At 50.6% G+C, this 25,240-nt stretch carries 28 protein-coding genes and 1 tRNA gene; 19 read left to right on the top strand and 10 right to left on the bottom strand.

What is annotated here, in order from left to right; translation table 11 throughout:
• Positions 1 to 34: 34 nt before the first annotated feature.
• The 17 genes from cutD (at position 35) to B5D23_RS07930 (ending at position 12,635) form a co-directional block, all read left to right on the top strand.
• The gene (gene cutD, locus B5D23_RS08010; protein WP_078684950.1) at positions 35 to 964 is read left to right on the top strand and encodes a choline TMA-lyase-activating enzyme; all 930 of its coding nucleotides are present in this window, start codon (positions 35 to 37) and stop codon (positions 962 to 964) included.
• A gap of 45 nt (positions 965 to 1,009) precedes the next feature.
• On the top strand, positions 1,010 to 1,726 hold the full coding sequence (locus tag B5D23_RS15305; RefSeq protein WP_078684890.1) for a BMC domain-containing protein: 717 nt from the start codon (positions 1,010 to 1,012) through the stop codon (positions 1,724 to 1,726).
• 4 nt (positions 1,727 to 1,730) lie between these two features.
• On the top strand, positions 1,731 to 3,197 hold the full coding sequence (locus B5D23_RS08000; protein ID WP_078684889.1) for an acetaldehyde dehydrogenase (acetylating): 1,467 nt from the start codon (positions 1,731 to 1,733) through the stop codon (positions 3,195 to 3,197).
• A 70-nt stretch (positions 3,198 to 3,267) separates the two neighbouring features.
• Positions 3,268 to 3,549: an ethanolamine utilization microcompartment protein EutM gene (eutM, locus tag B5D23_RS07995; protein ID WP_233815311.1), complete on the top strand. Its 282-nt coding sequence runs from the start codon at positions 3,268 to 3,270 to the stop codon at positions 3,547 to 3,549.
• Between the two features lie 249 nt (positions 3,550 to 3,798).
• Positions 3,799 to 4,476 carry a phosphate propanoyltransferase gene (locus tag B5D23_RS07990; protein ID WP_078684887.1) on the top strand — a complete coding sequence of 226 codons (678 nt, stop codon included), beginning with the start codon at positions 3,799 to 3,801 and terminating at the stop codon, positions 4,474 to 4,476.
• A 10-nt stretch (positions 4,477 to 4,486) separates the two neighbouring features.
• Positions 4,487 to 5,308 carry an ethanolamine utilization protein EutJ gene (gene eutJ / locus B5D23_RS07985; RefSeq protein WP_078684886.1) on the top strand — a complete coding sequence of 274 codons (822 nt, stop codon included), beginning with the start codon at positions 4,487 to 4,489 and terminating at the stop codon, positions 5,306 to 5,308.
• 10 nt (positions 5,309 to 5,318) lie between these two features.
• Positions 5,319 to 5,915, top strand: coding sequence for a hypothetical protein (locus B5D23_RS07980; protein ID WP_078684885.1), 597 nt, complete (start codon positions 5,319 to 5,321; stop codon positions 5,913 to 5,915).
• An 8-nt stretch (positions 5,916 to 5,923) separates the two neighbouring features.
• The gene (locus B5D23_RS07975; RefSeq protein ID WP_078684884.1) at positions 5,924 to 6,190 is read left to right on the top strand and encodes a EutN/CcmL family microcompartment protein; all 267 of its coding nucleotides are present in this window, start codon (positions 5,924 to 5,926) and stop codon (positions 6,188 to 6,190) included.
• Between the two features lie 10 nt (positions 6,191 to 6,200).
• Positions 6,201 to 6,749: a BMC domain-containing protein gene (locus tag B5D23_RS07970; RefSeq protein ID WP_078684883.1), complete on the top strand. Its 549-nt coding sequence runs from the start codon at positions 6,201 to 6,203 to the stop codon at positions 6,747 to 6,749.
• A gap of 3 nt (positions 6,750 to 6,752) precedes the next feature.
• Entirely contained in the window at positions 6,753 to 7,121 is a 369-nt protein-coding gene (locus tag B5D23_RS07965; RefSeq protein WP_078684882.1) for a hypothetical protein, read from the top strand.
• 24 nt (positions 7,122 to 7,145) lie between these two features.
• Complete coding sequence (locus tag B5D23_RS07960) at positions 7,146 to 7,427, top strand: BMC domain-containing protein (protein WP_078684881.1); 282 nt, start codon at positions 7,146 to 7,148, stop codon at positions 7,425 to 7,427.
• A gap of 312 nt (positions 7,428 to 7,739) precedes the next feature.
• The gene (locus B5D23_RS07955) at positions 7,740 to 8,849 is read left to right on the top strand and encodes a 1-propanol dehydrogenase PduQ (protein WP_078684880.1); all 1,110 of its coding nucleotides are present in this window, start codon (positions 7,740 to 7,742) and stop codon (positions 8,847 to 8,849) included.
• A gap of 117 nt (positions 8,850 to 8,966) precedes the next feature.
• A complete protein-coding gene (locus B5D23_RS07950) occupies positions 8,967 to 10,298 on the top strand; it encodes a 4Fe-4S dicluster domain-containing protein (protein WP_078684879.1) in 1,332 nt (443 codons plus the stop codon).
• A gap of 9 nt (positions 10,299 to 10,307) precedes the next feature.
• Complete coding sequence (locus B5D23_RS07945) at positions 10,308 to 10,859, top strand: BMC domain-containing protein (RefSeq protein ID WP_078684878.1); 552 nt, start codon at positions 10,308 to 10,310, stop codon at positions 10,857 to 10,859.
• 79 nt (positions 10,860 to 10,938) lie between these two features.
• Positions 10,939 to 11,295: a BMC domain-containing protein gene (locus B5D23_RS07940; RefSeq protein ID WP_078684877.1), complete on the top strand. Its 357-nt coding sequence runs from the start codon at positions 10,939 to 10,941 to the stop codon at positions 11,293 to 11,295.
• 13 nt (positions 11,296 to 11,308) lie between these two features.
• Positions 11,309 to 11,743 carry a EutP/PduV family microcompartment system protein gene (locus B5D23_RS07935; RefSeq protein ID WP_078684876.1) on the top strand — a complete coding sequence of 145 codons (435 nt, stop codon included), beginning with the start codon at positions 11,309 to 11,311 and terminating at the stop codon, positions 11,741 to 11,743.
• 154 nt (positions 11,744 to 11,897) lie between these two features.
• Complete coding sequence (locus tag B5D23_RS07930; RefSeq protein ID WP_078684875.1) at positions 11,898 to 12,635, top strand: SGNH/GDSL hydrolase family protein; 738 nt, start codon at positions 11,898 to 11,900, stop codon at positions 12,633 to 12,635.
• Positions 12,636 to 12,696: 61 nt separating this feature from the next.
• On the opposite strand, the gene B5D23_RS07925 is transcribed toward B5D23_RS07930, so the two are convergent.
• Together B5D23_RS07925 and B5D23_RS07920 are read right to left on the bottom strand one after the other, a co-directional pair.
• A complete protein-coding gene (locus B5D23_RS07925; protein ID WP_144012586.1) occupies positions 12,697 to 14,862 on the bottom strand; it encodes a methyl-accepting chemotaxis protein in 2,166 nt (721 codons plus the stop codon).
• A gap of 463 nt (positions 14,863 to 15,325) precedes the next feature.
• Entirely contained in the window at positions 15,326 to 16,498 is a 1,173-nt protein-coding gene (locus tag B5D23_RS07920; protein ID WP_078684874.1) for an iron-containing alcohol dehydrogenase, read from the bottom strand.
• 169 nt (positions 16,499 to 16,667) lie between these two features.
• Here B5D23_RS07920 and B5D23_RS07915 point away from each other — a divergent pair, with 169 nt between their 5' ends.
• Positions 16,668 to 17,561, top strand: coding sequence for an AraC family transcriptional regulator (locus tag B5D23_RS07915; RefSeq protein WP_078684873.1), 894 nt, complete (start codon positions 16,668 to 16,670; stop codon positions 17,559 to 17,561).
• A 73-nt stretch (positions 17,562 to 17,634) separates the two neighbouring features.
• On the opposite strand, the gene B5D23_RS07910 is transcribed toward B5D23_RS07915, so the two are convergent.
• The 3 genes from B5D23_RS07910 to B5D23_RS07900 all read right to left on the bottom strand — a co-directional run bounded on the left by B5D23_RS07910 (position 17,635) and on the right by B5D23_RS07900 (position 19,807).
• Positions 17,635 to 18,075, bottom strand: a complete 441-nt coding sequence (locus tag B5D23_RS07910; protein WP_078684871.1) for a flavodoxin — start codon at positions 18,073 to 18,075, stop codon at positions 17,635 to 17,637.
• Between the two features lie 187 nt (positions 18,076 to 18,262).
• Positions 18,263 to 19,069 (bottom strand): class I SAM-dependent methyltransferase, encoded by an 807-nt coding sequence (locus B5D23_RS07905; RefSeq protein WP_078684869.1) that lies wholly within the window; start codon positions 19,067 to 19,069, stop codon positions 18,263 to 18,265.
• 171 nt (positions 19,070 to 19,240) lie between these two features.
• Complete coding sequence (locus tag B5D23_RS07900) at positions 19,241 to 19,807, bottom strand: flavodoxin family protein (RefSeq protein ID WP_078684868.1); 567 nt, start codon at positions 19,805 to 19,807, stop codon at positions 19,241 to 19,243.
• 1,048 nt (positions 19,808 to 20,855) lie between these two features.
• Here B5D23_RS07900 and B5D23_RS07890 point away from each other — a divergent pair.
• Positions 20,856 to 21,704, top strand: coding sequence for a hypothetical protein (locus B5D23_RS07890; protein WP_200803641.1), 849 nt, complete (start codon positions 20,856 to 20,858; stop codon positions 21,702 to 21,704).
• 74 nt (positions 21,705 to 21,778) lie between these two features.
• On the opposite strand, the gene B5D23_RS07885 is transcribed toward B5D23_RS07890, so the two are convergent.
• The 5 genes from B5D23_RS07885 to B5D23_RS07865 form a co-directional block, all read right to left on the bottom strand.
• Positions 21,779 to 22,840, bottom strand: coding sequence for a linear amide C-N hydrolase (locus tag B5D23_RS07885; protein WP_078684865.1), 1,062 nt, complete (start codon positions 22,838 to 22,840; stop codon positions 21,779 to 21,781).
• Between the two features lie 289 nt (positions 22,841 to 23,129).
• Positions 23,130 to 23,528 (bottom strand): type VII toxin-antitoxin system MntA family adenylyltransferase antitoxin, encoded by a 399-nt coding sequence (gene mntA, locus B5D23_RS07880; protein WP_078684864.1) that lies wholly within the window; start codon positions 23,526 to 23,528, stop codon positions 23,130 to 23,132.
• Positions 23,529 to 23,789: 261 nt separating this feature from the next.
• Positions 23,790 to 23,885, bottom strand: a tRNA-Ser gene (locus tag B5D23_RS07875).
• A 108-nt stretch (positions 23,886 to 23,993) separates the two neighbouring features.
• On the bottom strand, positions 23,994 to 24,443 hold the full coding sequence (locus B5D23_RS07870) for a DUF3833 family protein (RefSeq protein ID WP_078684863.1): 450 nt from the start codon (positions 24,441 to 24,443) through the stop codon (positions 23,994 to 23,996).
• A gap of 2 nt (positions 24,444 to 24,445) precedes the next feature.
• A complete protein-coding gene (locus B5D23_RS07865) occupies positions 24,446 to 25,225 on the bottom strand; it encodes an SDR family NAD(P)-dependent oxidoreductase (protein WP_078684862.1) in 780 nt (259 codons plus the stop codon).
• Positions 25,226 to 25,240: the final 15 nt, after the last annotated feature.

The following is a 25,240-nucleotide window of genomic DNA, read 5'->3' as shown; positions in this document are numbered from 1 at the left end:
GGGATTTGAACCTCTAACGCAGCTGAGAATGATAATGATTGAGAGAAAAGCACGGATTTTCAACATACAAAAGTACAACATGTATGATGGACCTGGTGTACGGACTCTGGTGTTCTTTAAAGGATGCCCTCTTCGCTGCCAGTGGTGTTCGAATCCCGAAGGGCAATTGCGGACTCCGCAGCTGCTCTTCAAGAAAGACAGTTGTGTGAACTGCGGTGCATGCGTTGAAGTATGCCCGCAGGGCATCCACACCTTGGATGCAGCCGGTAAGCACCAGATCAACCGCAAGCTGGAATGCATTGGCTGCCGCAAGTGTGAAGACGCCTGTAATCAGGATGCAATCGCGATTATGGGTGAAGAAAAACCTATTTCCGAGCTGATTGAAGTCATCGAAGAAGATCGTCCGTTCTACGACGTCTCTGGTGGTGGCATCACACTCGGTGGCGGTGAGGTGCTCATGCAGCCCGAGGCTGCCTGCTGTGTGCTTCAGGCCTGCAAGCAGCGTGGCATCAATACCGCAATTGAAACCTGTGGTTATGCACGCCCCGAAGCCGTGGCAAAGGTTGCCGATTTCGTTGACCTTTTCCTCTATGACGTCAAGACCATGAATTCTGATCGTCATTACGAGCTGACCGGCGTTCGCAATGAAACCATTTTGCAGAATCTCAAATGGCTGCTGGAAAATCGCTACAACGTGAAGATCCGCATGCCTCTCCTCAAGAAAGTCAATGACAGTGAGGCTGAGATTGACGCGCTTATTCAGTTCCTGATGCCTTATCAGGACATGAAGAATTTCAAAGGCATCGATTTGCTGCCGTACCACAAGATGGGCGTCAACAAATACAACCAGCTTGACTGGGAGTACCCGGTCGAGGGTGATCCGGCCCTGACAGATGAAGACTTGGGTCGCATTGAGAATTGTATCAAGCGATACGATTTCCCCGTGAGCGTGGTTCGCCACTAACACAGGCTTTGGCACCTGTCTTCTGCAACCAAGGAGAAGCACACCATGTCTGCGCTTGGACTTATTGAAACGAAGGGTCTGATTGGAGCCATTGAGGGCGCTGATGCGATGCTCAAGGCTGCCGACGTGCACCTTTTGGAAAAACATTTTGTTGGTGGTGGCCTTGTGACCATCACCATCGCGGGCGAGGTTTCTGCTGTTCGTGCATCTATTGATGCCGCAGTTGCAACCATCGGCCGTCTTCCGGGAGCACTGCTGCGCTCACAGCATGTGATTGCCCGGCCGGATGTTGAGCTTGCGAACATGCTGAGTTTTGAAACTGCTCAAGAGAGAGCTGAGCAGGCCAAAAAACAGGCCGCAGAAGCTGCTGTAGCAGCATGCGCCGAGCCTGTTCTGGCTCCGGAAGAACCAAAAGCTGAGGAAGTTGCAGAATCTGCACCTGCCAAGGAAGAGGTTCTTGAGGAAAAGCCGGAACAGGAATCCGTTACGGATGAGGCAGAAAAAACTCAGGATGTGGTCGAAGAGGTTCAGACAAAGCCCGCTGCAAAGGCTCCTAAAGCTGAGATCGTCAAAAAAGACGTGAAGGCTGAAGAAGTGCAGCGTCCGAATATTTCTGAATTGAGAAAAATGAAAGTGAGCAAGGTGAGACAGATTGCTCGTGGTCTGGCAGGTCTTTCCCTGACCCGAGAAGAGATTAAGTCCACCAACAAGAAAGATCTGATTGAAGCTATTACTAAATTCTATAGGAATATAGAGGAGTAGTCCTATGGTAGACAAGGATTTATTGTCCATTCAGGAAGCCCGCACACTGGTTCGTGCAGCTCGTGTGGCTCAGGAAAAGTTTGCAGAGCTGGATCAGGCTCGCGTTGACGCTGTTGTCGAAGCTGTTGCAAAGGCAACCGCAGCACACGCTGAAGAGCTGGGTCAGCTTGCACATGAGGAAACCGGTTACGGTAAGACTCAGGACAAGAAGGTCAAAAACCTTCTCGCCAGTGAGCGTGTCGCAGAAGTTATCCGCGACATGAAGACCATCGGCATCCTGAACGACGACAAAGAACAGAAGATCGTTGAAGTTGCTGTTCCCGTTGGTGTTATCGCCGGTATCGTGCCTTCCACCAACCCGACTTCCACGACTATCTATAAGACTTTGATTTCTCTGAAGTCCGGTAATGCTGTTGTTTTCACTCCTCATCCGAGCGCAAAGAAATGCATTGGCCGCACCGTTGAAATCATCCGCGGCGCTCTGAAGTCCTGCGGCGTGTGCGAAGACCTCATCAGCGTTATGAGCGTTCCCACCATCGGTGGTAGCGGCGAGCTGATGAAGATTGCTGACCTTATCCTTGCTACCGGTGGCCCGGGCATGGTTAAGGCTGCTTACAGCTCCGGTACACCTGCTCTGGGTGTTGGTGCTGGTAACGTCCCCGCTTTTGTTGAAAGAAGCGCAGACGTGAAAGAAGCAGTTGCACGCATCTTCGAAAGTAAGACCTTTGACAACGGCACCATCTGCGCATCCGAGCAGTCCATCGTGACTGAGACCGTGATCGAAGCTCAGGTGAGAGCAGAAGTTGTTGCACAGGGCGGTTACTTCCTCGAGGGCGACGACCTTGCAAAGGTCAAAGCTATCATGGAGCGCGCTAACGGTTCTATGAACCCCGCAATTGTTGGCCGTGATGCAAAATACATCGCAAGCCTGGCTGGTATTTCTGTTCCTGCTAACACCCGTCTTCTCGTTTCCGACGAAAAGGGTGTAGGTAAGAAATTCCCCTTCTCCAAAGAGAAGCTCACCGGCCTGCTCGGTTTCTACGTTGTTGAAGACTGGAAAGAAGCTTGCGAGCTTTGCCACGCTCTTCTCAAGAACTGCGGCATCGGTCACTCCCTGGCAATTCACTCCAAGAACGAAGACGTTATCCGTCAGTTCGGCCTGAAGAAGCCTGTTTCTCGTATTCTCGTCAACACTCCGTCCACTCAGGGCGCTGTTGGCATCACCACCTCCCTGTTCCCGTCCTTCACTCTGGGCTGTGGCACTGTGGGTGGTAGCGCTACTTCCGACAACGTTACTCCGCTGAACCTGATGAACGTTCGCCGTGTTGCCTATGATCTGGGTAACACTCCTGTTGCCTCTGCACCCAGCTCCTGCGCTTCCAGCGCTTCCGAGTCCTGCGGTCAGGGCGCAAACCTCGATGTCAATGCAATCACTGCAATGATCCTCGAGCAGCTGAAAAAAATGGCCTAATCTCGCTGAGAGATTTTTTAAACTCTGCACTTTAGAAACAAATTTAATCAGATAAGGAGAACACACCATGTTGAGCTCTAACGCACTCGGAATGATCGAAACCAAGGGACTCGTAGGCGCTGTCGAAGCAGCTGACGCAATGGTCAAAGCTGCTAACGTCACCCTGATCGGCAAGACCAAAGTTGGCGGCGGCCTCGTGACCGTTATGGTTCGTGGCGACGTGGGTGCTGTCAAGGCAGCTACCGACGCAGGCGCAGCAGCAGCTCAGACTGTTGGCGAGCTCGTTTCCGTTCACGTTATCCCCCGTCCTCACGGCGAAGTTGAGACCATCCTTCCCAAGGCCGGTGAATAATATTCCTGCACCAGGTGAGCACACTACAGTTATGTAGTGCTTTTTACCCGGTTACGGTGGAGGAGGGCAGATGTCCTTCTCCACCACCTTTCAAAAAAAGCTGCCAGAGTTTCTGGCAGAAAGAGCAGGGCCTCACTGTTTTGCACCTGTGAAGCAAGCAACAAACGTGAGACCCGAATTAACACGACAGCACCGTGTTCATCAGCATGATGCTCAAAATGTCGGTACATCTCTGTGAGCGGAGCGAGCATGAACGAGAACGCAATTAGAGAAATCCTGAACGGGGTTATTAAGAATGTCATGGGAGAAATGCACTGCGATACCGCAGCTCCCGCATCCCCGTCCTGCGCTACGGAGACTGGACCTATTCCAGTCGAAATTTCTGCACGTCACGTGCACCTGAGTGAAGCTGATGCCATTGAGCTTTTTGGTCATCCCCTGACCGCTGTTCGTGAACTTTCCCAGCCCGGACAGTTCCTTGCAGAAGAGCGTGTCAGACTCATCGGTCCCAAGGGCGTCATGAACAACGTTGCTGTTCTTGGCCCCTCTCGCAGCACCTCCCAGGTTGAGGTGTCCAAGACTGATGCCCGTTCTCTCGGCATCAAAGACGCTCCCGTGCGCCAGTCCGGCGACCTCAAGGGTTCCGCTGGTGTCATCCTGGCTTCCCAGAATGGCATCATTGGTCTCGAAGAGGGCCTGATTGTGGCTTCCCGTCACATTCACATGGGTCCTGCAGACGCTGCACGCCTTGGTCTGCACGACAAAGACGTTGTGTGTGTCAAAATTAATGGCGACCGTCCGGTCATCCTCGAAGATGTCCTGGTTCGCGTTGGCGACAATTTCAAACTGGCTATGCACATTGATGCTGACGAAGGCAACAGCTGTGGCTGGAGCCCGAAAGTCACTGGCACAATTGTGAGAAAGTAGGGTGCCGCATATGGATTTCACTGCCATAGATCAGCAGATAACCGCTTTGGAGCAGTGTTTGGAAACCACCGTTGAGGTGGACCCAAACGAAGAGCTTCTTGTTGGTGTGGACCTTGGTACCGCCTACATTGTAGTCGTGGTGCTGAATGGGAAGAAAGAGCCCGTGGCCTGCGCAATGGAGTTTGCTCAGGTGGTTAAAGACGGTCTGGTGGTGGATTACATTGGCGCCACCAGAATTGTTCGCAAACTGGTTCAGGAGTTGGAGGAGCGTCTCGGACGTCCTCTGACTCATGCTGCCATTGCGGTTCCTCCCGGAACCTCTGAGAACGACTGTAAGACCCATCGGTATGTGGTTGAAGCCGCAGAATTGGAAGTCACCAATATTCTGGATGAACCGACTGCCGCAAATGCTGTTCTGGGGCTTCAGAATGGTGTCATCGTCGACATCGGCGGTGGCACTACGGGTCTTTCTGTTCTCGAAGATGGAAAGGTCACGTATGTGGCTGACGAAGCAACTGGTGGCACGCATCTGACTCTGGTTATTTCTGGCAATTATCGGGTGAGCTTTGAAGAGGCCGAAGACCTCAAAAAAGCCAAGGACCGTCAGAAGGAAATTCTGCCTGTTGTCCGCCCGGTTGTTCAGAAGATGGGCACGATTGTCAAAGATCACATTGAAGGCCGTGACGTTTCCGCCGTCTATCTCGTCGGTGGTACCTGCTGCCTCAAGGATATTGAGAAAGTAATGGAAAAAGAGATTGGCGTGCCTGTCTACAAGCCCGCAAATCCTTTCCTCGTTACGCCTCTTGGCATTGCCCTTAACTGCAGCGCGTAGGAGAGAATTCATGGACGTGGATGCACTTATTCGCTCCATTGCCGAAGAGGTGATGAAGCAGCTTCAGCAACAGCAGGTACAGAAGCCATGTGTCATGGTCCTCGCCAATCGCGAGCTGTCCCTGGTGAGCAAGGTGGAATCCTGCCTTGAAGAAGCTGCTGATTTGTACTTCCTCGGTGAGGACATGGGAGATCGGACTCCCTGTCGGTATATTCTTCCTTCCCTGTGCCCTGGCGGTATGGCCGACCTCGCTCGCGGAAGCGCTTCTACCAAGACTCTTGCTGAAGTGCTGCGTGTTCTCCTTCTGGGGAAAGAGGTTGAGGTGCTCGAATTTGAGTACCGCAAGTATGGCGAAACCGCTCCGGGACCGCTCCTGAGCATGTATGAGTCCTATGAGAAAACACTCGCAGGCTTTGGGCTGAAAGAATTCAGCTTCAAGCGTCCAGACACCACGCGTGTCCGCGAGTCTCTGGTGACTGAAAAAATCGTGGAACAGGCTGCAGACTCTGGAGCATCCACGTTGGCCGTACCCACTGATGCTCTCATTACACCTCTTGCAGCAGAAGCTGCAAAGAATCTGAGTGTGAACATCCTGAAACAGCTGTAGGTGTGCATATGATTATCGCCAAGGTTATCGGCAACGTTTGGGCCACGCGCAAGGAAGACACCCTCAACGGGTTGAAGTTGATGGTTGTTCAGCGTGTGGACCTTGCAGATAAGGCCGCTCATGAAAGCTTTATCGCAGTGGATTGTGTAGGTGCTGGCATTGGCGAGCAGGTTCTGGTGACAACCGGAAGCTCTGCCAGACAGGCCCTGCGCAACGAACAGAGTCCTGTTGATGCTGCCATCGTCGGTATTATCGACGAGCTGACGGCGTCTTAAGGAGTAAGACGTGGATACCCTTGGTGTTGTGGAGAGTAGAGGCATAGCTGCTGGTGCCGAGCTGGCAGATATGATGGTCAAAGTTGCCGACGTTGAGCTTGTACGGGCAGGAACAATTTGTTCCGGCCGCTACCTGATCTACGTGAGTGGTGACCGAGAGGCTGTGGAGGCCTCGGTTACAGCAGCTCGCGAGTCAGGACGTCCGCTCAAGGACAGCTTTGTTATCTCCAATATTTCACCTCAGGTGACGGCTGTGCTCAAGAAGAGCCAAAGAGCCAGACTCGGTGATGCTTTGGGAGTTATTGAGTGCCGCTCAGTTTCTTCTGGAGTCAATGCCGCTGACTGTGCCGTGAAGCAGGCCAGTATTGAACTGCTTCGGCTGGTGACAGGACAGGGTATTAATGGAAAATCGTATTTCGTGATCGGTGGGGATGTTGCTGCTGTTCGAGAGGCCGCTGAGTCCGCAAAAACTGCGCTTGGCAAGAACCTTTTGGACGCGGTGGTTATCCCCCGGCCCGACATCTCGGTTGTTCGGGCCCTAACAAGCGGTGTGAGGTAAGTGATGAAAAAGAAACTTGTAGGGGTAGAAAATCTTGACCAGTACATCTGCCAGGACACAAACACCCTCTACGCTGATGGCTCTATCATCCTGACCGCCGGAGCAAAAGATGCTCTCAGCAAGCGGGGCATTACCGTTGTTTATGGCCCGAAGCCTGAAGGTGTTGCATGCGGCCAGCCGGCACATGCAGCTGCTCATGCAGCTAATGCTCCCGTGCAGGACGGAGGCGAGGCAAGCGACGCAAGCGAAGAAGACGAACGTCTGATCCTTGCAGTGGCTTCAGTCCTCAAAGAAAAGTATGGCATTAACGATCTGAACACCTTGTACACATTGAGTACAAAAGTGGTCATGACCGTTAAAGTGAATCTCTAAGTAACCGGTTAAAAGGAGACGAGTATGATGAATGCTCTGGGTATGATCGAGACGAAAGGTCTCGTTGGCGCTGTTGAAGCTGCTGACGCAATGGTGAAGGCTGCTAACGTTGAACTCATCGGCCGCGAGCAGGTCGGTGGCGGTCTGGTGACCGTTCTGGTTCGTGGTGATGTGGGTGCAGTCAAGGCTGCTACTGACGCTGGTGCAGCTGCTGCTGACCGTGTTGGTGAACTCATCAGCATCCACGTTATCCCCCGTCCCCACAGCGAAGTGGAGACCATCCTTCCCCAGCGCGCAGGTAAATAATGCCGCTTTCGGACTAGGCCGGATGCTCCCTTTCGGCCTTTTCCGTAAAAAAACGCTGTTCCGGTTCCCTCAATTTTCCGGATGCAGCACTTAGGGAGCAGATTTTTAGCAAGGCTGGCAGTTTTTCCAGAGGAGGGAAAACTGCCAGTTTTTGCTCAAAGCCTTTTCGGCAAGGCGTGGTGCCCTTTCATCACAAAGAGCCGAGTCGCCGGGGATCTTTTCAGGAAGAATTACTGCGCATTATCTCTTCCTGATGTTTCCCTGACGTCTGACGTATTAACTTCTTGTTTCAGCAGAGTGGAGGATCCGAGGGTGACACAATTCTACGGAAAAACCAAAATATGCTACGGCGAAGATGCCCTGGAGACCCTCGAGCAGGTAGCTGCAAAGCAGGCCTTCATCGTGACCGATCCCTTTATGGTCAAAAACGGGTTCGCCGATCGTATTAAGAGCCATCTGGATCGCGCTGGCATTGGCCATCGTGTTTTTGATGGGGTTGAGCCAGATCCGTCTTTGGAGACAGTAACCAGAGGCGTGTCGCTGTTCATGAAGGACAACGCTGATTTGCTTATTGCATTCGGCGGTGGTTCTTCTATTGACGCAGCAAAAGCAATCGCATTTTTTGCCCATAAGGTGAGCCCGGAAAAGGCCAAGCCCATGCTGGTGGCTATTCCCACCACAAGTGGCACCGGTTCCGAAGTGACTGCCATCTCCGTTATCACTGACAAAGTGAACAACGTGAAGATTCCTCTTAATGACGAGGAACTCATTCCTGACATGGCAATCCTGGACGCCCGCTTTACCCGTACACTTCCGGCCAAAATGACCGCTGCAACGGGTATGGACGTTCTGACTCACGCTATTGAGGCATACGTTTCTTTGGATGCCAATGCTTTCACCAGCATTTATGCCAAGTACGCCATGCGCTACGTGTTTAAGTATCTGTTCCGCGCTTATGTGTGTGGCGACGATATGGAAGCACGCGAGCACATGCTGCTCGGTTCCTGCATGGCAGGCATGGCATTCAATAACAGCGGACTTGGAATCACCCACGGCGTTGCTCATAGCCTTGGCGGATTGTTCCATATTCCTCACGGCCTTGCCAACGCAGTGATTCTGCCTCACGCCATCCGCTTCAACGCGTTTGACGCAGGCGTCAAGTACCGCGAAATCGCTGAGCTTCTTTCTTTGCCTGCTTCCACGGTGGAAGAGGGCGTGGCTAGCCTGATTAAGGCAGTCAAAGATCTCAACGAGTCCATGGGAATCCCGAACCGTATCAGCGGTCTTCAGATCGCCGAAAAGGTGTACCGGGACAGCATGGACACAATCGCCAAGAATGTCCTGGATGACATTTGTACGGCTGGTAACCCCAGACGTCCTTTCCTTGGCGACGTCAAGACGCTTTTGGAGCATGCCTGGTAGTTAGGCTGCTCCCATTCGTGCCCTTTGGAGCCATAGCTACTGCGGCTTCGGAGGGCACGTGCGCAATGTGGACCTGAGTAGCATACTGGCCGATTATACTGTCGGCAGGGGGGTGCAATGAAAGAGCAGATTGTGACACGGATTAAAGAAGCTGGTGTGGTAGGAGCCGGTGGTGCCGGACTTCCGACCCACGTCAAGGCTGACGCCAGTGTTGATACCGTTTTGGTAAACGGTGCTTCCTGCGAGCCGCTTCTGATGAGCGATCCGTATCTCTTGGAATCTGAATGCCAGACGGTGATTCGTGGATTACAGACCATGATGGACTGTGTTGGTGCCAAACGCGGCATCATTTGCCTGAAAGGCAAGCACGAACACGCAATGGCAGTGGTAAAAGACGCCGTGGCCAAAGTACCCGGTGGTCAGATTGAAGTCTTTGAACTCAAGGATTTTTATCCGGCTGGTGACGAGCATGTGCTCGTTCACGAAGTGCTTGGCAAGACGGTCCCAGAACGAGGCATTCCTCTCCAGGTGGGAGCTGTGGTCAGTAATGTTGAAACCCTTTTAAACGTCGCTCATGCCATGGATGGAACGCCGGTCACGCACCGGTACGTGACGGTCACTGGCGAGGTGAAAACCCCGATGGTGGTCAAAGTTCCAGTTGGCACCGCTATTTCTGACATGCTCGCCTATGCAGGCGGGCCGACAATTCAGGATTATAAAGTGGTCGACGGTGGTCCTATGATGGGCCGGGTAAAGGCATCCATTGAGGAGCCAGTTACCAAGACGACCAGTGGCCTGATTGTTCTGCCGCCAGAGCACAACGTTGTTGCTGGCAAAATTAAAGATCCCGAGCGCATCCGGAAGATAACAAATTCTATTTGTTGCCAGTGTACCCGGTGTACGGATCTGTGTCCCAGAAACCTTCTGGGTCACTCCCTGCATCCGCATAAGCTGATGCGGGTTTTCGCGTCTCATGAACTTGATTCTGAGGTCGCAAAAGAAGCACTTTTGTGCTCCGAGTGTGGCGTGTGCGAAAAGTTCGCATGCCCCATGATGATTTCCCCTCGTGAAGTCAACGCCCAGATCAAGCGTGTCTTGATGCAGGGCAAGGTCCGCTGGGAGTCCTCCAAAGAGGAACTGGTCAGCAGCCCGTTTAGAGAAAGCCGTTTTGTTCCGACCTCGCGCCTTATTCAGCGCCTTGGTCTGACCCAGTACATGGATCATCCCAAGACTGGTGAAAGCTTTACTCCGTCTTCCGTTACTCTGCTCCTCGGACAGCACATTGGCGCTCCGGCCCAGTGTGTGGTTGCTGTTGGCGACCGGGTAAAGGTTGGCGACCTGTTGGGTGAAATTCCTGAAGGTGCAATGGGTGCACGAGTTCACGCCAGCATTGATGGCGTAGTTGAATCTATCTCTGACGGCAAAGTGACCATCAGAGCTGATCGATAGGGGGAAGAAATGAGATTGAGCACAATTGGCTGCATTGAACTGAACAGCATTGCGGTTGGCATCCATGCCGCCGACGAAATGATCAAGGCTGCAGAAGTTCAGCTTGTTATGGCCCGTCCCACCTGTCCCGGCCGCTATATTGCGATTGTTACCGGTGACACTTCTGCCGTAACCAGTTCTGTTGAAGTTGGTCGAGCCATTGGCGGCGACATGGTCGTTGACTGGTTCACCATTCCCAGCGTTCATTATCAGGTCATTCCTGCTCTGAGCGGAACCTCCATCGTGACGCCTGTTGATTCTCTTGGCGTTATCGAAACCTGTACGACTGCCTCCTGCATTCTGGCTGCTGATGCCGCTGCAAAGGCTGGTCTGGTTGACCTTCTCGAGATCCGTATGGCTGCCGGTCTTGGTGGCAAGGCCTTCGTTCTCATGACTGGTGATGTGAGTTCTGTTCAGGCATCCGTCGACGCTGGCGTTGCTGGCGTTGGTGACGGTGGACCTGTTCTGAGTCATGTTGTGATCCCGTCCCCGAGCAAGGGACTTATTGAGCAGATCGTTTAGAGCCCTTCTGCTCGCTAGTGAATGCTCCCGTTCCGGTTGGCTCTCGGCCGGAACGGGCTGAGTATTTTTGGAGGTCGAGATGTCAAAGATGATGAATGAGCCAACGCAGCGTGTCATTCAGGAATACGTTCCCGGCAAGCAGGTGACTCTTGCCCATGTTGTGGCCAGCCCACACCCAAGCATCTTTTTGAAGCTGGGTATGGAAGAGGGGAATGACGCCATTGGAATTTTGACCATTACTCCAAGCGAAGGTGTCATCATCGCGGCGGACGTAGCGACCAAGGCTGCGAATGTTGAGATTGGTTTTCTTGACCGCTTCGGAGGATCACTCCTTTTGACTGGTGATGTTTCGAGTGTTGAGTCCTCTTTGCGGGCTGTGCTCGAATACTGTGATGAGCAGCTGCACTATGCCTGCGTGGACATGACCCGTTCATAAGCAGGGTTGATTCATGGAAAAGATGCTGCTGGCAGGTGAGACTGGAGTCGGAAAAAGCGATTTGATTCGTACTCTCTCTGGTCTGGATTTTCGTTCACGCCGGGCTATGGCTGTTGAGTTTTGTGGTCAGTTTATCAATACCCCCGGTGAGTTTTTGGAAAATCCAAGATTTTACCCGGCACTCATTACTTCGGCTGCAGATTGCACCATCCTTGCCCTTGTGCAGGATGCCACCAGAAAAACCAGCCAGTTTCCGCCAATGTTTGTCCCAATGTTTAACCGAAAGGTTATCGGGATTGTGACCCGCATTGAAAGAGAAGGGGCGAACCGCAAACTTGCGGAGCGTTTTCTTCGGAACGCTGGGGTAAAAGACATATATTTTGTGAGCTGCGAAACTGGCGTGGGGCTTGATGCTCTTCGAGAGCTGTTGCATGAGCCTCAGGATTAAGAAAAATTTTTGCATGAAATGAGTCCCCGAAAGCCGAAGTGCTTCGGGGCTTTTTTTATGCTGTGCCAAGGCTGGACTTGCACCCTTGAGCCGCACGGCGTAAGACACGCAAATAATCGTGATTATTTTATGACCTTGTTTAATGGAGTGAAGAATGGTGAAGCGACTTGTGGCCTTTGGCGACAGCTTTTCAGATAACGGCCTGAGCTTTGGTTGTGGATATAATCGTTTAAGTAATGGTCTGGTCTGGGTCGAGTATCTGGCAAAAAAGCTCGAACTCCCCTTGGAAGACCGGGCCTGGTGTGGTGCGCAGAGCGGATTGGGAAATGTTTCTGGTTCAAAGGACTGGTCTGGGTTGAAATGGCAGGTCGAGAACTATGCACCAGAGTCCGAGATTGAGTCGACACTCCATACTGTGCTGATTGGTATCAATGATGTGTGCTATGGTGATGTCTCTCCTGAGTCTGTGGTGGAAAATATTTTGAATGCCTTGCAGGAACTGGAAGAGAAGGGTGCCCGTTATGTGATGCTCGCTACAGTCCCAGACATTACGCACGCCCCGGCATACAGAACAGATTATGCGAATATTGCAGAATCCGTTCGTGAACTGACGTACGCCGTCAATACAAAGATTCGTGCCCTGGCGCAGGATGCAACCGCATTTGAAAAACTGACTCTGTATCTTTTTGATGCTCAGCGTGTGTTTGATGAGATGATTGCAACTCAGGCTTTCCGGGTCATGGACAGACAGTGGAGTGGAACATACAGCTATCCCGATCCTGATGGGTACATGTGGTGGGATAGATGGCACCCCATGACTGCAACGCATAAGATGGTTGCAGAGGCGGCATACACAGCTCTCCCTCAGTGGATAAAAAAGAATGAGTGCTAATTGAAAGATAACAAAAAAAGGCCCCGGCAAATGCTGGGGCCTTTGTGTTTGTAGTGAAACGCTATGCGTTACGAAGTTGCTGAATAATAGACGTGAGCTGCTCGGTCAGGTTTGCAAGCTCTGTCACTGCGCGGGAAGATTCTTCCATTGCCTGTGCATTGTCACCTGCAATAAGGTTGACTTCCTCTGTGCTCTTGTTGATTTGTTCGCTTGCGGCGGACTGCTCTTCCGAGGCCGTGGCAATAGCCATAACCTGATCTGCTGTGGAATCCACAATGGTTACGATTTTTTCAAGAGCCTCACCCGCTTCTTTTGCAAGTCCTGTACTCTTGGAAACTTCGTTTGCCGTCTGACCCATGTTGTCGATATTTTTCTGAGCGCCGTTCTGAATTGCGCTGACAGACTGGGCGACTTCCTTGGTTGCCGTCATTGTTTTTTCGGCAAGCTTTCGGACTTCATCTGCAACAACAGCAAATCCGCGTCCCGCTTCACCAGCGCGGGCAGCTTCAATTGCAGCGTTGAGTGCAAGAAGGTTGGTCTGGTCTGCAATGTCGGTAATGACATTCATGACCTGACCAATGTCCTGAGCCTGAGTACCAAGTTCGTTGAGGCCTGTTTCCATTTTGCCTGCCATCGCGTGAATTTCTGAAATGTTGGAAACGACATTTCGCACGATGCTTCCGCCATCTTTGGCCTGCGACTTGGCCTGCTCTGCGGAGTTTGCGGCGTGGCTTGCGCTTCGGGCGATTTCCAAGACACTGGCATTCATTTGTTCAACAGCTGTTGCAGCTTCTGCTGTGCGGTCCTTTTGAACCTCGGAACCCTTGTTGGACTCATGAATCTGTGCTTCAAGCTCTTCTGTTGCACTTGAAATCTGAGTGACAATGCCTGTCAGGTCCTCTGCCGCCTGCAACATGCCTTCACGTTTGGCATTTTCTGCCAGCTTTTTGGCTTCTTCTGCGTCCTTGAGCGCAATCTGTGCCTTGTCTGTCTGCTCCTCAGCCTGCTTTGTCATTTCTTTTGCTTTGGAGATGTTATCCACAAGACCTGCAACCATGAGCTGGAAGGCGTTATTCAGGTCGCGAATTTCACCACCAAACTTTGAGTCGTCAACATGGACATCATAGTTTCCGTCTGCGACTTCTTTTGCCGCATCGGCCATGACACCCATTGGTTTGGAAATGCTTCGGGCGATGAAGAAGATAACAATCAGAACGGCAAGAATAGTCAGGCCGCCTGCGAGCATGATGAAGTTTGTTAACTCGGTGGCATCCGCAAGAATTTTGTCCAGCGGAGCGTTGATTCCGATATACCAGTGCTCGCCGGATTGCCCAAGACTAATGGGAATATAGCGGACAAGAGTTTTTTCTCCAGTGAATGGAGAAGTGTGGATTTCTGAGAGAGGCTGGGTGTTAGCCATTGCCTGCCGCAGTGTCTCATAATGGTCAGAGCTTCTGACCTGGAAAAGATTTTTGCAAATTAGACTTTCGTCTGGGTGTGCTACGATGACGCCCTTATTCGTCATCAGGAAAGCATAGCCTGTGCCGTAGGGCTTAATGCTTTTGATAAGGTCGTTGAGTTTCTGGATGTTCAGGTCAAGGGTGACCGCGCCAAGGGCTTTTCCGTTGACAAGGATTGGAGTTGCTGTCGTTGCAAGAAGGTACTGCTGTCCATCAACCTTGTAGTGGTAGGGCGGTGTAACGTGTTGTCGACGTGTATCCCTGGGAACAAGATAATAATCTCCTGCACCGGGTACGTCGTATTCAGGAAGAGCTATAACTCGTGTTGTGTTCCCTACAGGATAAATATATGGAACAAAACGTCCTGTTTCATCATGATACGGCGCATTGACGAATTCACTATCACGTCCATCAAACGTGTTAGGTTCCCAGCATGTGCTACCACCCTGATAGTTTTTATTGCTTTCAATAACAGTGCGTACAAGGGTCATTGCAAGGTCTCTGTCCATTGTTTTTCCTTGCGCACGCATACCTGCAAACGCAGAAGCCAATGCTGCCGACTGGTTCAGCCCGAGTTCTATGTGAGCTTGAATTTTGCTCGCATATTTGTCGACGAGCGCTGACATCTCACGCTCTGCAACGCCGCGAATTGCACGAGAACTTTTGTGCATAGTTGTATAGCCGATCCCAATGAATGCGATGACTATGAGTGCGGCGGTAGGCAACATGATCTTGTACATTGTTTTCAAATTGCGAAAGATCCCCACAATTCCCTCCGTTCAAAATGAATCCTTAAGTATAACAGGTCAATATCTGGAAAAGACAAGATACTTGAACACCGAAGTGTTTACAACATTCATATCGGCGAAAAGGCCTTTTATTATAGGGAAAAAACGTGAAAATGCAGAAAATGTGACAATAAAATAAAAAAAGTCACAGAAAGGGCTTTTCCGCAAAGAAAGGGAGTTGTGATGGAAGGAATTTTGACGTGCCTGAGGTAAAAATAGTTGAAGAAGACACTGTTTTACAGTGCAACAAAGTGAGCGAATGCTCACAAAACAGAGGCTGCTCAGTGTGGTGTTTTGTGGAGGGGGACGTGCTTTTATGAGGGCGGGGTGTGAGGAAAGGCGATTTTTGCCATGTGCATATCCAGTGTGAAACGCTGTGGAAAAATGCTGCCTTACGGGAGGAAAAAGGGGAGGGCATGAGCCTCTCCCCTCGGTGTGTGGATTACAGGCTGTCTTCGAGAATGGCGCGGGAAACATCAAGGCTGATGTCTCCACGCTCTGACAGGGCTGTCATGTTGTGCTTTTCGAGATTCTCCAGAACTGCAGGGATGTCGCTTTTGCTGACGCCATAATCTGAAAGGCGTGTTGTGAAGCCAACTTCGTGGAAGAATTCTTCGGTTTTTTGGATGGCGAGTTCGATGCGCTCGTCTTCGGTTCCTGTACAGATTTTCCAGACCCGTTCTCCATACTGGAGAAGCTTTTCGCGTTTTTGGTCTTTGCGCTGACGCATGACAGCAGGGAGCAGAACCGCGAGAGAGCGGGCGTGGGCAATGTGGTGAAGAGCTGTGAGTTCGTGACCGATCATGTGGCTTGTCCAGTCTGGGACGACACCAGCGGAGAGCAGTCCGTTTAGGGCGAGGGTGGCGCTCCAGACAAGAGATTCGCGAGAATCGTAGTCTGTGGGGTTGGCCAGTGTTGTTGGCCCAACTTCAATGATGGTCTGCAAAAGTCCTTCAGCAATGCGGTCCTGAACTGGCGCGTTTTGCGGATAGGTCAGGTACTGCTCTATGACATGCACAAAGGAATCGACAATACCATTTCCTACCTGCTCTTTGGGCAGAGTGTAGGTCAGCTCGGGGTCGAGGATGGAGAAAACAGGGAATGCGTCCCGGTGGAAGATCGTGAGCTTGTCTGTTCCGTTGCTGATGACGCCGCCATTGTTCATCTCTGAGCCTGTGGCTGGCAGGGTGACAACTGTTCCAAGTGGGACGACGTTTTCCACGGGAACTGTAGAGAAACCAAAGTGCAGAAGTTCTTCTTCTTTGCCCATAAACTGCTCTGCATGGATGGCGATGGCAATGAATTTGGTTCCATCCATAACTGAGCCGCCGCCGACAGCAAGCAGGAAGTCAACGTCTTCCATTCGTGCCAGCTCAACGGCCTTCATTAAGGTTGGGAACTTGGGATTTGCCTCAATGCCGCCGAATTCAAAGACAGTGCGGTTAGACTGCATGAGTTCTTTTTTGACAGCGTCAAGGACTCCGCTCCGCTTGGCACTCCCGCCCCCGTATGTGATGAGCACACGGGCGTTTTTGGGGACAAGCGCATCAAGTTCCTGCATTTGTCCTTTGCCAAAGACAATCTGGGTTGGGTTAAAAAACGTAAATTTTTGCATGAGTTCTCCGCTCAGGTTAAAGACTGTTTTCACACTTTATGACGTCTTTTGTCCTGTGGTGATAGAGCCATTCTCGCAAAAGATTTGCCTAATTGTGCAGGCGTGTCACTGCGCTTGCGCTTTTCTTGGGACTTGGTAGCGTGCTGAAAAAAGAGTGTGAGAGGAAAACATGCGAAAACGGCTTGTCGCAGCTTTGGCGGAAATGACGCCACATGAAGGTCCAAATACGACGTTTCTCAAAAACGTCACGCTGGTGCGGATTTCCGAGCACCGCGCTCGCGTACCACTTTTGTATGACCAGAGTATGTGCCTTGCCGCACAGGGACATAAGGTCTGCCATTTGCCGCATGCAGAGCTGACGTATGGTGAGAAAGATCTGTTGGTTATTCCTACGGTCGTGCCCGTTGAAATAGACCTGTGCCCAGAGGACGGCGTGCCTCTTTTGAGTCTGACGCTTTCGATAGACCTGACGACTATACAGGAACTCTTGACGCAGATGAAGGGTGTCGCAGGATTTGACGAACAGCAGCTTTCGCCTCCCGGGCTGTATCTTGAGCCTCTGACGGAAGAGATTGTCGATGCGACCGCAAGGCTTTTGGATGTGTTGCGGACACAGGAGCAGGCAGAAGTGCTGGGGCCTGGAATTATCCGGGAGCTTCATTATTATTTATTGAGAGGTGCACAGGGGCATCAGCTTGCGGCTGCGGCGTGTGGAGACACGAGTTATGCTCGTATTTCACGGGTGTTGCGGCGTATTCATGATGATTACGCGAAGCCTCTTGATGTTGCGGAGCTTGCAGGGCTTGCCAACATGTCTCAGCGCGCATTTTATTCGCACTTTAAGGCAGTCACCTCATTGGCTCCTGTGCAATATGTCAAAAAAATTCGTTTGGAAAAGGCACGGAAAAGTATTGCTGTGCTGGGTGCTGGAGTAGGGGCTGCAGCCCGAAGTGTTGGGTACGAAAGCCCTTCGCAGTTTAGCCGGGAGTTTAAACGGCATTTTGGATATGCCCCGCGAGATGCCGTGCTCTACAGCGCTGTTCTGGATGGTGCAAAGCCCTGAGGAATAATTGTGAATAAAGCTGTTGAAAAAGAGAAAAACCCCAGCGGGATACGCTGGGGGTTTTTTGTTTCTTTTAGAGTTTCGCGCTGAATCCCTGAATCCAGGAAAGAACATCATCATCTTCTGGATCGCCATCAATTTTGAGAGAGGCGGCGACCATGTCTGCCCCAAGGCTCTCGGCCTTTTCTTCGATGACATCGACGGCTCCGCAAAAATGCTCGTAAGAGCTGTCTCCGCATCCGTATACGGCAACGCGTTTTCCGGAGAGGCCAGCTTTGTCCAGATCGTCAAGCAGTGGGACAAAGTCGTCCTGAAGCTCAATGTCAGAGTCGCCCCAGGTGGAGCAACCAAGCAGGACTGAGTCATATCCATTTGCCATGCCGTCGGCCTCAACAGAGGCCGCGTTTTTGACGTCTACCTCGTGACCTGCCTGTTTCAGTTCTTTTTCAATGACATCACTGACGCTTTCGGTGTTGCCAGTTGTGGAACCGTAAACAATCAAGACTTTGCTCATAATGACCTCGTTTCTTCAATTTAGCTGTTCGATGTGTGCAGGTGAGGCGCTTGGCCTTATCTACAGTGAGGAATGAGCAAACGGTGTGCAAAAATATTCATAGCTACCAGTGGGTTAGGTGTGATGCTGCGCAATATGAGATATGAGCATATTGCGCAGCATGACGAGGTGTACTCTTGAGCCTGAATTAGAGTACCTTCACATGGACAATCCTGTTGGACAACTGCGCTTTCCAGAGCGGGAAGCGAGCTAATATCCCCCACCATTTCCAGCGGGCCTTGTAATAGTCGTAATAGTTCCACTCCTCGACGTACTGAAGTTTTTTGCTCCATTTTTCGATGTCTTTGGAATGAGCCATTCCCCACGTAAACTCACTTTGTGTGCTGAGTTTATTGACGGAGTCATGGTGCTTTGCGCGTCCCACCATGAAAGGGGCCAGCATTTCAAAAAGAATATCGCTGTGTGGAAATTTTTCTGTGAGCTGCATAAACAGGCTTCGGACCTCATGCTCAGAAAAATACATAAGCAGGCCTTCGGCGATAAAGAGCAGGGGAGCATCTTTGTGCTGGACCTGTTCTTCCCATGCAGGGTCAAAAACAGAGCAGGTGATGTATGTGTTTCGCTCTGTTTCTGGAATCAGCTGGCGCCGCAAATCAATGGATGACTGCACATCAAGATCATACCAGTGGCGAATCGCTTCATTACCTATTCTGTGAAAACGAGTATCAAGCCCGGCTCCAAAATTGACGACGACGCAGTCGGGGTTGTCCCGAACAAAGCTTCTCACTGCATTGTCCAAAAGCATGGTTCTAACGGCGACTCCAAGCTGCGAGAGCCACACCTTTTCGAACACAGAGAAATCAAAATTAATGTGCGTCAGCATGTCTGCTGCTGTTGAGTCAACAACGATTGGCTGTGCCTTTTTAGACTCTACTGCGCGTGCCCACAAAGGAATGAGCAGTGTTTCAGGTATGCCCTGAAGAGAACTCGACATAAAAGCGACCCCTTTTGTCCAGTATCGTCGAGTGAGGCGGGTGTCTCACCCTGTGAAGAGATGTGTAGCTGGTGTGAAATTGAAAGTCAATATCATGTATGAAGAAAAAAGAAATCTCGAAGAAGAACGGGGAGAGGCCAGCATGTACTGACCTCTAAATATGATGAGGGGTTAGGGCAGGGCGTCTATGACGGGGCGGAGGTTTAGGATGGTGCCGCAGGTGCGTTCGTATGCGGCGCGCAGGTCAGCGGCATTGGGGCGACCTTCGACGTTCCCCATGCGGCCTGCTGTGTTCATTGCGCTAAAGTTTTCCGGAATGAAGGAGCCTTGCACGTACCACTCGTCAGTAATGCTGATTCCGAGGTGGTCAAAGAGCTGTCCCATGTATTTGACTGCGGGGACGGCTTCGGCAACGCCTGTGTGAGGACCGCCAAAGGTGGTGTATACGCTGACGAATTTGCCAGGAATGCGGGGCGAGCAAGGCTTAATAAGTCCTGCAGTTTTGGCGGCGTCCATCTGCTTGTCAATCCACTTCAGAGCGGGCTTGGGCGGAAGCCAGCTGTAAACGCCAGAGCCAAAGAAGCTCAGATCAAAGTCCAGCAGGTCAAGAGCTTCAGTTTCTTTTGTAATCTGGACTTCTGTCAGCTCGCATCCCATGTCTTTTGCGGCCTTACTAATTTCGGCGGCAACACGTGCTGTCGGGCCATTCAGTGAGCTATAAATATTCAGTATTTTCATAAAAACCTCATAAGTTAATGCCCACTGCTCTAGCTGTTTTGCCGTAAGGAATCAATGAGCAGATGAGTTTGCTAGGAAAAGAAGGAAAGACACTGCTGGGGGGATGGGAAAAGCCCCTTTGCAAGAGGCTGTCTCACAAAGGGGCTTTTGTTTATTGCTTCATGCTATGATTCGTAGAACCAGATGAATAAGAAGAAGAGCGCTGCGCCAGCAGCAATTTTTGCTCCAAACACAAGCTGCTCCCTGAACGTGTATTCTTTTGGAGTGTAATCGCTTGTGACTGTGTTTGCTGTGTCTTTTTCTTCCCTAGGGGATGTGGAATTTTGCATAGGATAAGACCCTCTGTTTTTACAACGAGTAAGCAAATATCAGAGGCAAAGGATGCCTCGACAGGTATCTGTTTCTTTTAGGAATGCTCAGTTGTGGAAAACGGAGGGGCGCGGATTGAGAGTGTTTCTGGGATGCAGGAGAGGATAACGCTGTCAGGAAGGCCCAGAAGCCGGGACTGCGCGATCCAAAAGCAGTTTAGAGAAACTGTCCGCTGTGGGAGGATGAAAGAGTCTTCGGGGTCAGGGCGTGTAACTTTAGCGCTCTGATGTCCTTCCGCAATGCATGCGGTAGCACAGATATACTCAGGCGAAGAGTAGAGAAGTTGGGAGCTGCCACCAAATGTTTTGCTGTTGGCTGCAAGATATCCATTTCCTGCTGACAAGAAGCTCAATGCCAGAAGGAGAAGAATAAGTTTTTTGGATATGATGAAGCTGTTTTTCATGGTGGAGATTGTCTCGGTTCTCGTCTGTTCCGAATGAGTCGAAACTCTTTTCTGTGAATGCTTTTAGCAATTTGGAATCAGGCTGTCATCCTGAAAAGTGAAGAGCAAACAGAGAGTGAAAACGGGCGTTTGCAGGATGCTCGTGCTGTGCCTGTTTGCAGGGAGGCTTTGAGTCTTTGGGGAAATTGAAACGATGCTTGCCTGTTTTTGTCAGTGAATCTTGAGCGGGCATGAATGGGATGGTAGTATTCTGGATATTTAACAGGAGCGCAAAATATGATTTGTATAGAAGAAAGGGTGCGTTGTCTTCGGAGTGTACTGATTGCTCTGAGCGTGGTTGTCTTCTTTTGCCAGCATGTTTATGCGGAATCTCAGGGTGATGTGGCTGCTGCGGAGAATTCCACTTCAGAAAATTCAGCCGCGCAGGCGAATAATCCTTTAGCAAATATGACGGCGCTAAATATTCAAAATTATTTTATTGGAGATATTTCAGATTCAGATGAACAAGGGAATCAGGCTTGGCTGAGGTATGCAAAACCATTCTCTGTTGCGGATACCAAATGGATACTGAGAGCGTCGTTGCCATTTAATACATACCCTGTGGGGAATGATGGGACCGTGAAGAGTGGTCTTGGTGACGTAAATGTCTTTGCCTCATACCTCATTGATACGGGGAATCCCGCAGTAAGTTTTGGTTTTGGTCCTCAAGTAACTTTGCCCACAGCAACGGAAAGTAAACTGGGAAGCGAAAAGTGGTCTGCAGGACTTGTTAACGTACTGTTTAATGCTGATTCGCCAAAATTTCAGTATGGCTATCTTTTGACGTGGCAACATAGTTTTGCAGGAGAGGATGACCGCTCGGACGTAAATATCGGAGCATTACAGCCGTTCGCATTTTATCAGCTCGGAGGGGGGACATATCTGCGTGCAGCTCCGATTTGGAGCTATAATATCGAAAATGATAACTACAATGTGCCCTTGGGCGTTGGCATCGGGCAAGTTATCAAGCGAGGGAAGACTGTTTTTAATTTCTTTATTGAGCCACAGTTTTCCGCAATACACCACGGCGAGCTTCAACCGCAATGGCAACTGTATTTTGGGTTGAATATGCAGTTTCTTGACTGATGGTTAAGCCAGATCTTGGTACACAAACAGCCCGACCTCATGTGAGGCCGGGCTGTTTGTGTTTGAGGCAGGCCTTACCATTTGAAAGGTTTGGCAGGTTTGAACAGGGCAGAGACTTCTCCTGAGATATCTGTGTCTGTTGAAATGGCAATTTTTTTGACTTTTTGATCTTTGGCGAAATCGACCTTGTTGAGGTCAATCCAGCACATGGCAGGCATGGTTGCCGTCTCAAAATAGAAAATGTTTTTTTCGTGATCCGCCACAGTTCGCCAAAGAGTCATGGAAAGGTTTGGGCGGCTCTCGTCCGTCATTCCCAGAGGAACACTGATCGCGCGTATTTGAGAGAAGACAGAAGCAAGAGCAAGTTTGGAATCTTTGTATTTGGGTGATGCTTTCAGGTTATAACTCAGCCGAACAAAGCGGTCTGCGGCCATGATGGTCCCAGGCAGGAAGCGGGTGCCTCCAATTTGTTCCCAGTAGTGATTGATCGCCAGTTGTTGGTCGTAGGGTGGGGAGTTTGTCATGACGTTAAATTCTGGCCCATGGTGAATGACCAGTTTGCCTTCCAGAAATTCAAAAATGGCAGAGTCGCCAGTGGGGTCTGAAAGAGAGATGTGGACGGCCGCTTCCATCCCATTCGGCAGTGCTGGAGCGATAACTGCAAAATTGGGGTCGACCATTGCTTTGGTGGCTTCTTTTACGCTGGCGAAGTTGTCGAGATAGTACTGGAGCCATGCACCAACTTTAATTGTGGGTTTCCCTGCTGGATCGCCATAGTCTGTTTCAATGAGATACAGGACGTTTCCGACAAGGCCTTTCTCGTTCATTCCATCGGCACTGGCTATGTCATAGAATGAGGCAACAATGGAGCCGTATTTTGAGGTCCATTTGAATGCATTCTTCTGATCCCCGCCGGTTCGATTCATGCCGCGAGGGAAAATCCAAAGGGAAGTTTGGGCCTTAGGGTCGATCCAGTCCATAGTTCTGCCTGTGATGTATGTTCCATTTCCTGTTTCGCAAACAATGCGAGAGCAGGAAAAGACAGGTTGCACAGGAAGCAGGGCGAGCGTCGTAAGGATAAAGAAAAAACCTAAGATGCAATGCGCACTGCTTTTGTAGAGCTTAAATCGCTTCATGATCTCTCCTTTGTGTGGAGGCCTGTTAAATAATAACCTGTGCAGAATAGTTTATTTTTGGCCTTTTTTATATACCTGTTTGGTTTCATTCTGTCGGAAAAAGAGAAGCTCCTCGGTGAGGCGTCACCAAGGGGCTTGTTGTCGTTTAGGTATTGAGAAAGGTTGCTTTGGGAGGCAGGGAGAGAAGAACGGAGCAGTTCTCAGGGGAAAGTTGATTTGGAAAAGGTTAAAGGGGGGAGAGGATATTTAGTTTTGATGTGTTGAATAATGAGTTTAAGATTCTTAAGGTTTATCCAAAAAAACCTCTTTGTAAGCTCTTTTCGATGATTCTGCGGCGCAAGGGTTCCATATCCGCCTGATCGTAAAGCATGCGTTTGATTATAGCGACATACTCCTGCTGGGAACGGTTTAGAATGAGAGTCCCCTTAGTGAGAGTCTGTTTCAAAATTGTTCCGTAAGCCGTAAAAAGGTCAACGATGTCAACTTCCCGGCGAAGTGCAAGGCTGAGTTCTTCGCGAAGTGTGAGCCGCATGTTGATTGTCAGCTTTGATTTGGTAAGCACAGCTATATCCACATCGCTATCTTGTCTCATTTTCCCAGAGTTTGCGGAGCCAAAAACAAAGGCTAATTGAATTTCTGGATGAGGAGTCAATGTGGTTATGATTGTTTCATTGATATCGTTTAGCATCGTGAGAAAGATGATAGCAGGGGAGGAAAAGGACGGCTAGAAACAAGGGGGTGGACTTTTTCTAAAGAAGATACGTCTTGTCTGAAAAAGTTGGAGGAAGTGGAGCTTTATACTCAAGTGATGGGTTTTTATCGAGTCACAAATCGAGTCACAAAGATTGATTCACGCCACAAATCACGCCACACGCCATTTTTTAGGGGGTATCACACCAAAAAACGGGCCTTAAGAAATTCTTCTTAAGGCCCGTTTTAATTGGCAAAATGGCGGAGAGGGTGGGATTCGAACCCACGTACGGGCTATTAACCCGTAACTCGATTTCGAGTCGAGCGCGTTACGGCCGGACTTCGCTACCTCTCCGCGTGTGTGCGTGGAGTCTTTTAGGGTAAATATCACAGGGTTGCAAGCAAAAAAACACAAAAGGATTCGTTTTTAGTTCTTAATCGATCTAGGCAGTGGGATGGAGATTTAGCTCTTGTGGATGACGGTAAGCAGTTCGCCGATTTTTATCCCAAATTTGTACATGGTGCTTTTGTTCATGACGTAGCCGTCTGGTGTGAGCCAGAGAACGTCCTTGACCGAGAGCGGAAGTGTGCGTTGACCGACCTGCACAACCAGTGTGTAGCGCATGGACAGCTCCGGCCCAGAGGTATGGAGCCTGGCCACTCCTTTGATGTCTGCTGCTGCCCCTTCGTATGCGTGTGGCCCTGTTTTGGTGAATTGCCACAGGCGCTCCAGAACCTCGCCATTATCAAACGTAAAAGTCTCGGAAAGGCTACCGGCAATGGGAGCTGTACCCGTGTTCCAGATTCCGTGCATTGTTGCCCGAAAGCTTCGGCGAAGTTTTCCCGAACGCGTCAGGACGACCCCATGACAGCTCAGGGGACCATCAAAATAATTTTCAAGGATAAAGTCCATAATTACTCCCGCCGGGATGCACTCCCCGTTATTTTGCGAATAAGCGCGTGGTACATGGGATATGGCAGTATTCGCAGCAGTTTAAAGCTCCAGGAAAACGCTGGGGGAAAATGTATTTCTTTTTTCTTTTTGAGAAGCCCTGTCCAAATATATTCAGCGGCCTTTTCTGCACTGATTTTCATAGGCATCGGGAAAGGGTTTCGGTCTGTGAGTGGCGTTTGGACAAATCCGGGATTGATGGCACTTACCGTTATCCCATGCGTCTCAACATCAAAGCGCAGGCTTTGTAAAAAATTGTTGAGTCCTGCCTTGCTTGCACCATACGCCGCTGCCCAGGGAAGCCCCCGGTAGGCTGAAAGGGAACCAACTCCTGCGATGTATCCGCTCTTGCGTGCGAGCATGTCCGGAAGAACGAAGGTGATGCAGTCAACGGCCCCCAGAAGATTGATCGAAAGGAGATCCCGACATGGAACCCAGTCTATTTGTGACGCCTGCATGTTGATGTGCGTCCCGGCATTAGCCACTAAAAGATCAGGTGCCCCCCAGAAGTCTTTGAGCTTGGCATACGCTCGCGACAGGGCATCATGATTGGCGACATCTGCCGGAAGAGGCAACACGAGCGTCTGTTGCGATGCGGGCAGGCTGTCGCGAAATGCGTGTATTTTATCAGCATGCCGCGCTGTCATTGCAACACGTGTCCCCTGAGACAAAAGCTTTTTGCTCAACTCCTGTCCTATCCCTGTTGACGCCCCTGTAATCCACGCTGTTCCAAACTGCGGCATTGCCTCCTCCCGTCA

Origin of the sequence: Desulfobaculum bizertense DSM 18034 (genome assembly GCF_900167065.1) — a bacterium.
GTDB lineage: Bacteria > Desulfobacterota > Desulfovibrionia > Desulfovibrionales > Desulfovibrionaceae > Desulfobaculum > Desulfobaculum bizertense.
The sequence above is the reverse complement of the archived record's forward strand: the minus strand, read 5'-3'. Positions and strand labels throughout refer to the sequence as shown.